At 41.9% G+C, this 13,495-nt stretch carries 8 protein-coding genes; 4 read left to right on the top strand and 4 right to left on the bottom strand.

All coding sequences use genetic code 11. The features are described from left to right. Window positions 1–36: 36 nt before the first annotated feature. Entirely contained in the window at window positions 37–1,854 is a 1,818-nt protein-coding gene (locus AC1EK3_RS05300; protein WP_480033034.1) for a S1C family serine protease, read from the top strand. Between the two features lie 150 nt (window positions 1,855–2,004). Here AC1EK3_RS05300 and AC1EK3_RS05295 read toward each other — a convergent pair whose 3' ends face one another. Together AC1EK3_RS05295 and rlmB are read right to left on the bottom strand one after the other, a co-directional pair. Beyond that, window positions 2,005–3,795 (bottom strand): ABC transporter ATP-binding protein, encoded by a 1,791-nt coding sequence (locus AC1EK3_RS05295; protein ID WP_480033035.1) that lies wholly within the window; start codon window positions 3,793–3,795, stop codon window positions 2,005–2,007. A gap of 2 nt (window positions 3,796–3,797) precedes the next feature. Then, the gene (gene rlmB / locus AC1EK3_RS05290) at window positions 3,798–4,790 is read right to left on the bottom strand and encodes a 23S rRNA (guanosine(2251)-2'-O)-methyltransferase RlmB (protein ID WP_480033036.1); all 993 of its coding nucleotides are present in this window, start codon (window positions 4,788–4,790) and stop codon (window positions 3,798–3,800) included. 228 nt (window positions 4,791–5,018) lie between these two features. On the opposite strand from rlmB, the gene AC1EK3_RS05285 reads away from it, so the two are divergent. The 3 genes from AC1EK3_RS05285 (at window position 5,019) to trpB (ending at window position 10,667) form a co-directional block, all read left to right on the top strand. Next, complete coding sequence (locus tag AC1EK3_RS05285) at window positions 5,019–8,009, top strand: cation-translocating P-type ATPase (RefSeq protein ID WP_480033037.1); 2,991 nt, start codon at window positions 5,019–5,021, stop codon at window positions 8,007–8,009. A 300-nt stretch (window positions 8,010–8,309) separates the two neighbouring features. Further along, window positions 8,310–8,891 carry a dCTP deaminase gene (gene dcd / locus AC1EK3_RS05280; RefSeq protein WP_004119774.1) on the top strand — a complete coding sequence of 194 codons (582 nt, stop codon included), beginning with the start codon at window positions 8,310–8,312 and terminating at the stop codon, window positions 8,889–8,891. A gap of 582 nt (window positions 8,892–9,473) precedes the next feature. Then, window positions 9,474–10,667, top strand: a complete 1,194-nt coding sequence (gene trpB / locus AC1EK3_RS05275) for a tryptophan synthase subunit beta (RefSeq protein ID WP_004106157.1) — start codon at window positions 9,474–9,476, stop codon at window positions 10,665–10,667. A 163-nt stretch (window positions 10,668–10,830) separates the two neighbouring features. Here trpB and AC1EK3_RS05270 read toward each other — a convergent pair whose 3' ends face one another. Beyond that, window positions 10,831–11,733 (bottom strand): LysR substrate-binding domain-containing protein, encoded by a 903-nt coding sequence (locus AC1EK3_RS05270; protein ID WP_480033038.1) that lies wholly within the window; start codon window positions 11,731–11,733, stop codon window positions 10,831–10,833. A gap of 51 nt (window positions 11,734–11,784) precedes the next feature. Continuing rightward, on the bottom strand, window positions 11,785–13,458 hold the full coding sequence (gene ahpF / locus AC1EK3_RS05265) for an alkyl hydroperoxide reductase subunit F (RefSeq protein ID WP_480033039.1): 1,674 nt from the start codon (window positions 13,456–13,458) through the stop codon (window positions 11,785–11,787). Between the last annotated feature and the right edge of the window lie 37 nt (window positions 13,459–13,495).

The raw sequence follows: 13,495 nt of genomic DNA, 5'->3' as shown, positions 1-13,495 counted from the left end.
TTATGGTGTGTTAAGAGTCTTTTGTAAGGAGGATGGATGGCTGACGATATGTATGGTGCAAATCAGCAGGAATCCAATGAAACTGCAAATAATGGATATTACGAGCAGCAGGAACAGCCGACGCAAGCAACGCAACCAGCACAACCAACGCAAGCATCACAACCAGCACAAACATATAGCCCAGCTCCTGAATTCGGAGCTTACGGTCCAACAAATAACGAAAACGAAGCTGGTACAAACACTACACAGTATCCAGCTAACAATTACGCTGTAAACCAAAATAACGATGCGAATAATACAAATATCAGCAATGCTCCTACGCAATACACCGGATCGCAAAATTACTACGGAAATAATAATTCTAATAGCTTCGGAAATACGTATAATTACGGCACAGACAATAATTCTTACCCAAATAATGAAGTTGGCAATCAAACACCAGCACAACAGAATTTTGGGAATAATGCAAGTAACGAAGAAAATGAAAATATAGCAAAAACGAGCATTATTAACACAACCGCAGAAAATAAAAACAACACAAACAATACAAAGAGCACAAATAAGAAAGGTAACAAAAGAAAAACAAAAAGATCTTCATCAACTGTTTTTGTTGCCATTCTATCCTCCGCAATTTCTGCAATAGTTTGCGTAGTTGTAGTTCTGTTTGCAATCTCGCAAGGTCTTATTTCAATCCCACAAAGCAGTTCTTTCGCAAACATTGGATCTAATTCTTCTGGTCCTGGAACCGCAGTAGTTAAAGGCGGTCAAGCTCCAGATTGGCAAGGAGTTGCAAAAAATGTTTCTGGAGCCGTTGTTTCTATACAAACTCGTTTAGAAAAAGGCATGGGAAAGGGTTCTGGAGCAATCATTGACTCAAAAGGTTACGTTGTAACAAACAATCACGTAATTTCTGGTGCAAAAGAAATTCAAGTAACACTTTCTAACGGTCAAATTTATTCAGCCACATTAGTTGGAGCGGATAAAACAACTGATTTAGCAGTACTTAAATTAGACAATTCACCAAGTAATTTAAAGACAGTCCAATTTGCTGACTCTAATCTACTTTCCGTTGGCGAACCGGTTATGGCAATCGGAAATCCGCTTGGATATGACGATACGGCTACTACAGGCATTGTTTCTGCTCTGAATCGTCCAGTATCAGTTATGGATGATCAAAGCCGCTCTGAAGTTGTAACTAATGCTGTACAAATTGATGCAGCTATTAATCCAGGAAATTCTGGCGGTCCAACTTTTAACGCTGCCGGAAAAGTCATAGGTATTAATTCTTCTATTGCAGCAACCTCAATCCAAGGGGAAGCTACAGGATCTATCGGTATCGGCTTTGCAATTCCAGCAAATTTGGTAAAACGAGTAGTTACAGAAATTATTAAAAATGGTTCTGTAAAGCATGTAGCTCTGGGAATCATGATTAAAAGCACAGCAGTTGAGTCTGAAGGAATTACTCGCGGAGGAGCTCAAGTTGTTTCTGTAAATCAAGGAAGCCCTGCTGAAAAAGCCGGACTCAAAGCCAATGACACTATTGTTGCATTTGACGATAAGCCTGTATCTAATAATTACGCACTTCTCGGCTATGTGAGAGCAACAGCGTTCAACCAAAAAGCTACGATTACAATAGTTCGTAACGGCAACACACTTAAGTTGCAAATCACATTCGACCAAGAAGAAGCTGCTGTTAATGGCACAAACAAGCAAGAAAAGCAGCTAAAGAAAAACCAAAAGAAGCCTAGTAAAAAACGCAGCAACAGTAAGTCGGATGATGATGACGATTTACAGCAGCGCGGAGATGACGACGGTGACGATGGTGGAATATTTGATCCATTCGGTTTCTGGTAAATAAAACCGCATGTTTTACTGTTAAAAAGTAAAACATTGTAATAAAAAATGCCCCTAAATAAGTTACTTAACTTACGCAGGGGCATTTTCATAGTGTAATTAAATATACTTAAATATACTTAAATATACTTAAATGTTTACATAAATGCGCTAATTATTTTTACGCTCGTATACAATAATTCTTCCTTCTGAGGTTCTTTCTTTCCAAGATGATTTTGTTTTAGCAATAGTACGCTCAGTGTAATGGTCAATATTGTAATTTAACGAAACAAAGTAATACCAAGGTTTGCTTGATTCCGTAACGAAGAATTCTGGCTCTTTCTTTGCCTTGCAAACAGCCATTTCATTTGATGCTTGTTCTTTAGATGGTCGCTCATTTGTAATAAACGAGCTATTCTTATAACTGCAATCAATAAGATTCTTTGAGAAATAAGGATTTGCTGTAATAAGCTTCCACGAGTATTGATGAATATCTTCAAATTCCGGGACAATAACATTACCTTGCTTATCGGTTTTTTCGTCCTGATGCAGCCAAGACGTTACGAATCGCTTATTTTCAGCATGATTTTGCTTAATAAATTGCGCAAGTGCACGCGAGCCTGAATAGTCAAATCGAATATCATTAACGCAAGAATACGCGTTCCAAACTAAGCTTGGGTACAATAAAACAACAGTAATAATGCCAGCAATAACTTTGCTTCCGGCAGATTTACTTGTAGATTTACTTGCAGATTTACTATTGCTATTTTCGTTGCTATTTTCAGTTTTATTTGTATTTTTATTCTCAGCTTTGAATAACCTAAAAATAATCGTCGGCATATCTTTAGATTCCAGTGGCTTACGCGCAATGCACATCCAAAGCTGAGATATGAAGAATGCAAAAACGATTCCTACGTGATGCAAAGTGAAATATTGCGTTGCAATTGCTGCAAAAGTCAAGTAAGGGAGTATCAAAGAAACAAGCATGCCCCTTCGATAAGCAATTCTTATAGCGAAAGCCCATATTAAAATCGAAATAATAACGCAAATAATTGCGGAAGGTACGCTTAGTGTGAGTCTACGTAAAGAAACATCTCCTGCAAATTGAGTGAACATGCTTTCTGATGGCATGACGAAAATAAACGACAAGAATTGCGTAAGAGAAGAATTTCCGTCGAATGTTTCACGTGATGCAAAAGCGTTAGAAGCAGGCCAAATGCAAATAATGCTTGCAATTCCGACTAAAGCAAGGATTATCCAGCTCACTAATCTGTTAACATTAGAGAATACTTCAGCGAAAGCTTTTCTAATTCCTTCAGATTTTGCAACTCGCCAAATCCAAGCCAAAGCAAAACCTGCTGCTAAAGCAATGCCGTACGCGCTGATTGCACATAAAAGTACAAGACTTAAAGCGAGTTTCCAAGTATCAGAAGGCTTAGAATCAGATTGTTTCCAATAATGCGCAACCATGAACAAAGCCGTGCAAAGAAGAGCATACGGACGCGAAGTAACACCGTATTGGAAGCACAAAAAATACGTAAACGGAAGCAAAAATACGGCCAATTTACTAAAAGGCGCGCGGAAAATAAGCCAACCGCCCAAAAGCGCAGCGCATAAAATCTGCACGCCTTTAAGACCAATTTCGTATGGAATTCCTGTTTTTGCAGGGATTGAAAGAAGCAAAGTCCAAAGCGGTGGATGGCCTTCATAATGTGGGCGAAGAGTTAACAAATCTGCAAACGAAGAATCGCGCGCAATAAGCCAACTTTGAGCTTCATCGAACCAAGGCTCATGGAAGCACATCACTACTACGACAACAGCCATGTACGCAATAAAAATAAGCGTGCGCACATGCGTTAAAAACCATAGTTTATTCGAATTATTTAAAGTTTTAGTCGTATTCGTAATTGCAGTTGCGTCTGTAGTAACTGAATTAGCATTCGCAGTAGTATTTTCGCTCATAGCTATTCTGTTTTCGCAGCCAAACGACGAGCATTAGCAACAGCATACAAACTAATGCCTGCTGCAACAGAAGCGTTAAGAGACTCAACCGCGCTAGAAATTGGGATTCCAGCAATTGCATCGCACGCTTCTCGCGTAAGACGACTCATGCCCTTACCTTCAGATCCGAGCACAACAACTAGCGGATCAGTTTCAAAACCAGTTTCTCCGACAAGCTTATCGCCGCCGCCATCGAGACCAATTGCATACCATCCGCGCTCGCGCAAACCTTGAATTGCCTTATTTAAATTCACAACTCGAGCAACCGGCAAATGAGCTGCAGCACCGGCAGAAACCTTCCAAGCGGCAGCAGTTACGGAAGCACTTCTGCGCTCAGGCAAAATTACGCCATTAGCACCGAAAGCTGCTGCAGAACGAATAACAGCACCCAAATTTTGAGGATCTGTAACGCCGTCCAAAGCAATAAATAGTGGTCGAGCATTAATGCGAGCAGAATCTGAATCAGCAGCTTCCATTGCGCGCGCCTTCTTTTCAGCGCGTTCAACCAACTCTTGCAAAGAGTGATACTGGTAAGGCTGAACTTTCAAAATAATGCCCTGATGATTCGTGCTATGTGCAATACGATCCATCTCAAGGCGATCTGCTTCAAGCAAACGCAAACCTTGCATGCCTGCTAACTTAACGATTTCGCGCGTGCGATCGTCGTGCTCAATGCGATTAGCAACATACAATTGCGTGCTTGGAACTCCAACTCTTAAAGCCTCTAAAGCAGCATTGCGACCAATTACCAACTCGTCTGAATCGCTACCAAGCTTATCCACGCGACGGCGCGCAGCCAAACGAGGATCCGCAAACGTGCGCTTAATAGCAGCCTTCTTAGCAAAATAAGCTTTGTGATACACGCGATCTTCAGCCTTCGGAGTAGGCCCTTTTCCGCGTAAAGCATTGCGATGTTTTCCACCCGACCCCTTGGTCGGTCCTTTTTTCGTAGTCATACTCCTATTCTCACATGCCCCCGAGGCATTGCTATTAATGGATTTCTGGAGTCGGAAAAATTTGCTGATTCTAAGCTCGGCGCGTTGTATGGCATAATAGAACGGTACTTAATTGTTGCAAACTATTGCAATATTCCACAACCGCGCAATAGTTACAATACAAAGCGCTAAAAATGGCGTTAGCATTGCGATTATTGACTACTCCGCGGCACTCCCAAGGGGGAAGATATGGTTGATCACACTCTTGATCAATCCAATAAAACAGCTGATTCTTCAGCTAATAGCAAAGATCCATCATTGTGTGATGTTCAACAAGTAGCTAAATCGCTTAACGTAGATATTTCATGCGGTTTAAGCTCTGAGGAAGCTGCAAAAAGACTTGATCAATTCGGTCCGAATGCGCTTGCTGCTGCTCCTAAAATTCCAGCATGGAAACGGTTCCTTGATCAATTTAAAGATCCGCTCGTTTACTTGCTTATTGCAGCAACTATTATTTCTGCAATCGCGTGGTTTGTTGAGCGCGCACAACATAAAGGAAACAGCGGTGGGGAGATTCTGCCGTTTGATTCAATCGTAATTATCATTATTTTGATTGCAAACGCAGTTCTTGGCTACATTCAAGAGTCGCGCGCAGAAGAAGCAGTCGAAGCTTTAGCTAGAATGAGCGCTCCGCAAACTTCAGTTTTGCGCGACGGCAGCGTGGTGCGCATTAATACTGCAGAAGTTGTGCCAGGCGATATTTTAGTGCTTGGCGAAGGCGATGCTGTGTCTGCAGACGGTCGACTTATAGCAGCGGCTTCATTACGCGTAGCCGAGGCAAGTCTTACAGGCGAATCTGTGGCAGTAAGCAAACGCCCGAATACGCTTTCGTCTGCAAAAGCTTTAGGCGATCGTACAAATATGGTTTTCAACGGAACTGCTGTTACGCAAGGAACCGGTCGCGCTATAGTCACCTCTACAGGTATGCGCACGCAAGTTGGCAAAATCGCGGATATGCTTTCAAAATCAGATGACGAAGCAACACCTCTCGAGAAAGAAATGGTACACGTTTCTAAAGTTCTTGGAATTGCGGTGTGCATTATTGCGGCTGTTGTTCTTGCGTCGATGTGGCTGATTGAAGGCTTCCACAGTATTCAAGATATTATTGATTCTCTGCTGCTTTCTGTTTCCCTAGCCGTTGCTGCTGTTCCAGAAGGTTTAGCTGCGATTTTGACAGTAGTTCTTGCGCTTGGCGTGCAACGAATGGTGAAGCATCATGCTGTTGTAAAAAAGCTTTCATCTGTGGAAACTCTTGGTTCTGCTTCTGTTATTTGCTCCGATAAAACAGGTACTTTAACTCGAAACGAGATGACTGTTGAGCGCGTAATAACACCTAGCGGCGAAGTTCAGCTTACAGGAAGCGGTTACAAGCCTGAAGGTCGCATGATATTAATTGGTTCTGCAGATGCTGACTTAGCAGTACCGCAAAATCTTGCTACAGAAGTATTAGGCGCGTTAGGCTCCGGATGTTTAGCTAACGACGGCGATTTACACTATGACGAAACTACTAAAAGTTGGCAGCCTGTGGGAGACCCTACAGAAGTTTCGCTAGTAGTAGCAGCGCGTAAAACAAAGGCAGATAAGCGTTACGCTCATTTAACTCGAGTTGCGGAAGTACCTTTTACTTCTGAGCGCAAACGTATGTCTGTTGTTGTTAAAGATGGTTCGGATTCTGGAAATCTGATTGTTTGCGCTAAAGGTGCTCCAGACGTGCTGCTTTCTTATTGCACGCGTATTGCAGTAGCTGGTGCCGTGCGTCCGCTTACTGACGGCGATCGCGAAGATATTCTAGCAACTGTTGAGCGTCTTTCCGGAGAAGCCTACCGCACGCTTGGAATGGCTTATAGGCCGCTTGGAGTCGATAGTCTTTCAAAAGTTGATGGCATGGTTTCTAACGCCGCAGGTCAAATCGCGGACGTCGCGGAACAAAGTGACGTATTAGAATCTGATTTGATTTGGAACGGCATGGTTGGAATTATTGATCCTCCGCGAATTGAAGTTCGAGATAGTGTAGCTCAAGCTCATCGCGCTGGAATCCGTACTGTTATGATTACAGGCGACCATCCTCTTACGGCTACGCGTATTGCTCGAGATCTTGGAATTATTGGAAAAGATGAGCATGCGCTTACAGGCGACGAACTTGACGAGTTGCTCTCACGCGACGACGACAACATTGCTTTTGACGAAGCAATCAGTAAAACTAGCGTGTACGCTCGAGTAGCTCCTGAGCACAAGTTAGCTATCGTTTCTTCGCTTCAACGTCAAGGAAATATCGTTGCTATGACAGGCGATGGCGTAAACGATGCTCCTGCAGTAAAATCTGCCGATATCGGCGTAGCAATGGGCATTACCGGTACAGAAGTAACTAAAGAGTCCGCCAAGATGATTTTGGCTGATGATAATTTCTCGACAATTGTTGCAGCAGTGCGCGAAGGTCGCGGAATTTTCGACAATATTCGTAAATTCTTGCGATACTTGCTCAGTTCTAACGTTGGTGAAGTTTGTACGGTTTTCGGCGGCGTAGTTTTTGCTGGCGCGCTTGGAATTACGCAGCCAAACTCTGTTGGTGTAACTTTGCCTTTGCTCGCAACTCAGCTTTTGTGGATTAACTTGCTTACGGATGCAGCCCCTGCACTCGCGATGGGCGTTGATCCGCAAACTGACGACGTAATGGATCGAAAGCCTCGAAAGCTTACCGATAGCGTTATTGACCGACGAATGTGGGGAGATATTGTATTTATCGGCATAATCATGGCTGCTATCACTTTAATCGGCATGGATATGCATTTGGCAGGCGGATTCTTTACGGACCGTTCTGTTGGAATTATGGATCACGCTGCTCAGCTTACTCACGCTCGCACAATGGGCTTCACAATTCTTGTGTTTGCGCAAATGCTGAATGCGTTAGCATCTCGTTCAGACTCACAAAGCGTATTTGTAGGCTTATTTGCAAATCGTTGGCTTTGGGGTGCTATAGCAGTTTCTGTTGTGCTTCAGTTGGCTGTAATTTACATACCGTTCTTAAACGAGCCATTTGGCACTGTTCCTTTGAGCGTAACGGAATGGTTCGAGTGCCTCGGTCTTTCAATGGTCGTGTTAATTGCTTCCGAACTTAGAAAGTGCTTCTTGCGTTCTCTTGCTAAGCGTAGAGCGGCTAAATCCTTAACTGCAGTTGCTTAAAAAGCAAGCAATTAGCTAAGAAAATATCAGCTGATTTATAAATACGCGGTACAGTACGTAGTTTTCTTACATAACCTACGTCTCTGTGCCGCGTTTTGTGTTTTTATTTTCTATATAATTTTTTGCTTATTGCTCATGAATATTTATTTGTTTTCAGGAAATAGCTTGCATCATACTCACAGACCGCGGCACGCGCTACAATTGTGCGTATTGTATTTTTCGCGCAAAATAGCAATAAATATTTCGTGCGAACAATGAAGTTGCTGATGTATAAGCTTTATTGCAAGGAGATTTGACGTCATGCTGTTGTCTGATCGCGACATTCTCAAAGCTCATGATGAGGGTCACATTGATTTGACCCCGTGGACCCCGGAAATGGTACAGCCAGCGTCAATTGACGTGCGCCTCGACCGTTTCTTCCGATTATTTAACAATCATGCTTACACGTATGTTGATCCTGCAGAAAATCAGGGAGAGCTTACGGAACAGTTCGAGGTAGCTCCTGACGAGCCATGGATTCTTCATCCTGGAGAGTTCGCGCTCGGAGCTACGTGGGAGTATGTAAAACTTGATGCTACTATTGCTGCACGTTTGGAAGGCAAAAGCTCGCTCGGTCGTCTTGGTATTTTGACACATTCCACAGCTGGCTTCATCGATCCAGGTTTCGAAGGTCATATTACTTTGGAACTTTCAAACGTTAGCACTTTGCCAGTTAAACTTTGGCCTGGCATGAAGATTGGCCAAATGTGCTTCTTCCAGTTAAGCTCACCATGCGAAAACCCATACGGTTCAGCTGTTAACGGATCACACTATCAAGGTCAACGCGGTCCAACTCCGTCACGTTCGTATGAACATTTCTATCGTGCTGATTTAAGCGAATAGTATTTTTAGAAAAATGATTCCGTTTTTAGAAAATTACCTCCTAAAATAGCAAGATTTAGAAGAAAAGTATATAATTCTCAGGTAATTATCAGTTAGCGTTACTGTTCTGCTCAGAATAGTGTGATTATATAATATTGTCGACAAAAAGACAGGTGCAAAGCACCTAAAAAATTATTCTTTTCTTCTCTCCTTTATTTCCCCGGCGCATAGACGCCGGGGTTAAATTTTTTCCGCGCGAAACGCCGAATTAACACTAAAAGGTTGACATTGTCACAGCTACGGCTAAACTTGTGCAACAAGATTGGAGGTTGATGAACATGAATACTCGTTTCTGGCGCAGCTGGCGTAGTTAAAAGCGAGTTCACATATCGGTGTGGGCTTGCTGATTTTAAACAATCAACGGGGCTATGCCGGATTCATCATCAACATTATTTGAGCTGAATGGCATATAAGCTGCCATCCAGCTTTTTTGTTATCTGAGCACACGCCCTTCAAATTTACAAAATAATCAACACAACAAATAACAAATAACAGATAACAAATAATGCCGATTCCCTCGGCACGCACAAGAAGGGCAAAATTATGGTAAACGCAGTTGAACAAAACATGTATTACGGTGAATTCGGTGGACAGTACGTACCAGATATGATTCGTCCAGCACTCGACGCAGTAGCAGCAGCTTACTTACAATACAAAGACGATCCAGAGTTCCGCAATGAATTGGCTGGATTATTAAAAGATTACGACGGTCGCGAAACACCTTTATACTATGCTGAATCTTTCACAAAATATTTAGGCGGCGCAAAAGTGTATTTAAAGCGCGAAGATTTAAACCATCTCGGCGCTCACAAAATGAATAATGTTCTCGGACAAATTTTACTCGCTCAGCGCATGGGCAAAAAGCGCATTATCGCTGAAACCGGAGCCGGCCAGCACGGCGTTGCCACTGCTGCCGCAGCAGCACGATTCGGCATGGAATGCGAAATTTTTATGGGCGCACTTGATTGCGAACGACAAAAACTTAACGTTTTTAGAATGACTTTGCTCGGAGCAAAAGTTCATGCTGTTCAAGAAGGCACAAAAACTTTAAAAGATGCTGTAACTGCAGCATTTATGGATTATGCACAACACTTGGATGATACCTTCTACATCGTTGGTTCCGCAGTGGGACCTTACCCTTATCCACAAATGGTTCGCGATTTTCAAAGCGTTATTAGCAAAGAGTCGAGAAGGCAGATCCTAGAAAAAGAAGGCAGATTACCGAATGCTGTAATTGCTTGCATTGGTGGCGGTTCTAATGCAATTGGTTCTTTTGCAGCATATATTGATGATCCGTCTGTGCGATTGATTGGTGCTGAAGGCGCGGGTAAAGGCGCTGATACTCCTCAAAATGCTGCTACCATGACGAATGGAAAAATTGGCATTACGGACGGCATGAAAACTTATGTTCTTATGGACGATGACGGTAACGAGCTTCCAGCCTACTCTATTTCTGCAGGATTGGATTATCCTGGAGTCGGCCCAGAACATTCATATTTAAAGGATTCTGGTCGCGCAGAATACTACGCAATCACTGATGATGAAGCAGTTCAAGCTTTCCGCGCACTTTCTAGAGTTGAAGGAATCATCCCAGCTTTGGAAAGCTCACACGCAATAGCACAAGCTATGAAGATGGTTCCAAAGATGAGTAAGGATGACATTGTTTTAGTAACAGTTTCCGGTCGTGGAGATAAGGACGTAAATCAAGTAGCACGCTATCTTGGCATTGAATTATAAATCATTAATTTAGCAACAAATAAAACATAGCAAATAAAACGAGGTAGTAATTCTCAAAATAAAGTGAGAATAAAAGAAAAGTAAGAGAAGAAGAATATGGCACTTCTGTAGCTAACTTAGCAAACAGAAGTGCCTATTTTTATTTTTAAACAGAATATCCTACTTATTCTTTATGCAAATCAGAACATGCTGAACTAATTATTTTGCACAATCCTTCCATAATTTTGTCTACTGGAGAAGCTGCACGCCAATTCAAATATAGTGATCGATAAGGTTTAGGATTCTTAAACTCACGCAACATCAAACCAGCTGGCTGCACAATTGGAGGTACAGTTGCAAGACGCGGCAATAACGTCACATCTTTGCTACCTATAACCATATATCGCAAAGTTTCTAACGATGTTGCTCTAAATTCAGATTGCTTCGCACCTACTTTTTGACATACGTCGAGCATGCTTCTACGCATACAATGTCCATCTTCTAATAAAAGCACTTTCTGAGTAGACAAATCTGAAAGTTCAATTGGTTTACTTTCGTGTCCTAGCAAAGAATTTGTAGAAGCCGCAAGAAGAAAATCTTCGTCAAAAACATGACACACTTTTATTGAAGGCGCATTCAAACTTTCGCTTAATATAACTGCGTCAACTTGACCGCTATCTAGCAAATCAATAAGTTTTGCTGATTTTTCTTCTATAAAACGAATAGTAAGTTTTGGTTTTAAACGTCTGAGAACAGGCATAATGCGCGGAAGTAAGTATGGTCCTAATGTTGGAAACACACCCAAAACCACTGTAGATGACCATGGATCTTCTGAGCGTCTTGCAGCTTGTCGAATACGTGACATATCTGCCTGAATACGTTTAGCGTAATAAACCACTTCCCTCCCAGCAGGAGTTAAGATTTGTTTTCCGGGTGTACGCTCAATAAGTTCTACGCCTAAAGTATCTTCAAGTTTTTTAATTTGTGTTGAAAGAGTAGGCTGAGAGACGCGCATACGAGCAGCCGCCTTGGTAAAGCTTCCTTCTTGTGCAAAAGCTATTAGATATTCTAACGCTCTAATATTCATAAGACGTCTCCCCCTTGTTTATTACGTTTATTACATAATAAATCTTACAAATTATTTATTTTGCGTGCTGCGGATAAGATAGTCAAATGCAGACAATGCGGCATTTGCGCCCGTTCCATACGCTGTAACGATCTGCTTATACGGTTCGTCTGAACAATCTCCAGCAGCAAAAACACCCGGAGTATCAGTGCATCCAGCGCGATTTGTAATAATTTCTCCTCTACTATTTAGAGGAATCTGATTTGCGAGCCAGCGAGTATTTGGAGCCAAACCAATTTGCACAAAAACCCCATCAGTTTCAACAATATGTTCTCTGTTTTCATCATTGTTTGCTTTATTGCGATCTATGTAACGTATTGCAGTAACTTTACTACCATTGCCTTCAATACTGCTTACTGCAGCACTTGTAATAACTTCAGTGTTAGGTAATTTATGCAAAGCATTAAGCAATACTTGATCCGCTTTAAGCACATCCATGAACTCAATCACCGTCACATGTTTTGCAACTCCTGCTAAATCAATAGCAGCTTCAACACCAGAATTTCCGCCGCCAACAACGACAACATTCTTATCTTTGAAAAGTGGACCGTCGCAATGAGGACAGAATGATACGCCTTTATTCCTATACTCATCTTCTCCAGGAACGCCCAACGTACGCCAAGTAGCTCCAGTTGCAATAATCACTGCACGCGCTTTCAAAGATCCACCAGAACGCGCATGAATAGTATGCAACCCATATGGTTCCTTAGATAAATCGAGCGAGTCTGCCCAATCAGGAGTAAATACGTCAATATCGTATTGAGAAATATGCTTAGTTAAATCTGCTGCTAGTTGAGAACCAGTAGTATGTGTTTGGGAAATATGATTTTCAATACTTTCAGTTTCTACAACCTGGCCGCCACGATGATCCATAATCATAGCCGTACGCAAGCCCTTGCGAGCAGTGTAAATTGCGGCAGTGGAAGCAGCAGGACCGCCACCAACAATAACAATATCGTATGGATTTTGTGAATTCATTTTTTCTGCGAGCGCAACATTTGCCGAAGAAACACTATTATCATTATTGCCATCCTCATTCTGCTCAACAGATTTTTCTTGTGCTGCGAGCACAGATACAAGTTCGTCAATTCCTGCTCGTCCAGAGGAAATAAGTTTGCTATTTTCAAAAACTGCTGGCACGCTCATTACACCGAGTTTGTCTACTTCTTCGCGGAAAGCGCTACCTTCAACTACAGTATGCTGAATTTTAGGGTTAATAATAGAAATGGTGTTAAGCGATTGCACAACTTCTGGGCAATTTAAGCAAGTTACCGACATGTACGTTGTCACATTATGTGAACCAAGCTTTAGTATTGCATTGCGCTGCGCATCACTAATTTTGGGCGCATAGCCACTTACCTGTAGAAGCGCTAATACTAAAGAGCTGAATTCGTGTCCTAAAGGCAATCCTGCAAAACTAACCGATACAGTATCTTCTCCATTTACTGGATTATCTAGTTTTCTACGCAATTCAAAACTTGGCTTACGCTTCGAATTGTTGATTTCATTATTATTTACTTCAGAAATACTAATTTTGTCGCTTTGTTGAGATACTTCTTCTAACAAGGCTTTGACTTTTTGAGAGGTTTCAGAATTATCAACGTAAGAAATGATTTCTATTTTAGATACCATCTTTTTTAGTAATTCTGAAAGCTGAGCAGTTAATGACGCATTCAACAAAGACATAGTTTACTTCCTTCTGCAATTTTAGTCACAAGCAAAA

Source organism: Gardnerella sp. C0026F2, from assembly GCF_056590715.1.
Note: the sequence above shows the minus strand (reverse complement) of the source record. Positions and strands in the feature narration are given on the sequence as shown.